At 49.5% G+C, this 501-nt stretch carries 2 protein-coding genes; both read right to left on the minus strand.

Annotated elements, in window-relative coordinates:
- Positions 1-193: inorganic phosphate transporter (locus tag ACIKT0_RS19975; RefSeq protein WP_407106970.1), on the minus strand; the 193-nt coding region annotated here is incomplete at its 3' end.
- 9 nt (positions 194-202) lie between these two features.
- A partial coding sequence (locus tag ACIKT0_RS19980) for a DUF47 domain-containing protein (protein WP_407106971.1) occupies positions 203-501 on the minus strand: 299 nt, incomplete at its 5' end.

A 501-nucleotide genomic window follows, 5' to 3' on the forward strand; every position in this document is an offset into this window, starting at 1 on the left:
CCACATGCAGGCCGAAAAACAGAAAGGCGACAAAGTTAAAAAATGCAGCCCAGATGACGGCCGCTTGTGGTGTCAGTAAACGGGTAGAAACCATGAGTGCAATCGAATTGGCTGCATCATGAAAGCCGTTCATAAAATCAAAGATCAGTGCCACCACGACCAGCACTGCCATGACCAAAATCACATGATCCATAGCCGTGTCCTAGATGCGTTCGAGTACGACACCATGAATCACGTCGGCGACGTCTTCACAGCTATCGACCGCTTCTTCAAACAGGTCATATAATTTTTGCGAGCGGATCAGGCTGCGCGCGTCGCTGTCTTCTGCAAATAAGCGGTGCATGCCAGAACGCATGATGTGATCGGCCTCACCTTCAATTTGGCTGATTTCCTCACAGGTGCGCAAAATGCGTTCTGCATTTTTCATGTCAGAAAGCATATGCACCGCATCCCGTACTTTTTCTGCGGCTCTTAACAGGATCTGGGCCAGGGCTACCATTT

The organism is Hansschlegelia beijingensis (genome assembly GCF_045505405.1).
Taxonomy (GTDB): Bacteria; Pseudomonadota; Alphaproteobacteria; order Rhizobiales; family Methylopilaceae; genus Methylopila; species Methylopila beijingensis_A.